This is a genomic window from Pseudomonas sp. 43(2021) (assembly GCF_017490805.1).
GTDB lineage: Bacteria > Pseudomonadota > Gammaproteobacteria > Pseudomonadales > Pseudomonadaceae > Aquipseudomonas.
Genome location: NZ_JAFGYJ010000591.1, coordinates 1 through 430, shown reverse-complemented (window position 1 = coordinate 430; position 430 = coordinate 1). Strand labels below are relative to the sequence as shown.

General features: G+C 63.0%; 1 protein-coding gene. It reads left to right on the top strand.

Annotation, left to right across the window (positions count from 1 at the left end; all coding sequences use genetic code 11):
• On the top strand, window positions 1–427 hold a 427-nt coding region (locus J5M71_RS28850; RefSeq protein ID WP_243434407.1), incomplete at its 5' end, for a LysR substrate-binding domain-containing protein.
• Window positions 428–430 lie beyond the last annotated feature (3 nt).

Genomic DNA, 430 nt, shown 5'->3' with positions numbered 1-430 from the left:
GGACTTGTCGATCGTCACCCGTGAGCCGGGCAACGAGATCGGCCAGTTGCTGCGCAAGGAGCGCTTTGTCTGGGCCGAAGCGCAGAACTTCAGCGCTCACGAACAGACGCCGCTGCCCCTGGCGATGTTCAACAGTGATTGTTTCTGCCGCCTGTGGCCGTGCAATGCGCTGGACGCGATGGGCCGCGATTACCGCATCGCCTACAACAGCAGCAGCCTGTCGGCGCTGATGGCCGTGGTCAGTGCGGGGCTGGCAATCACCGCGCAGCTGGAAAGCCTGATCACCCCGGACATGCGCATCCTTGGCGCCGCCGAAGACCTGCCGCTGTTGCCCGAGGCGAGCATCATGCTGATCCGCAATCTGAACAACCCGTCGCCGATCACCGAGTGCCTGGCCGAGCACATCGTCGAGGGCTTCAAACTTTAAACG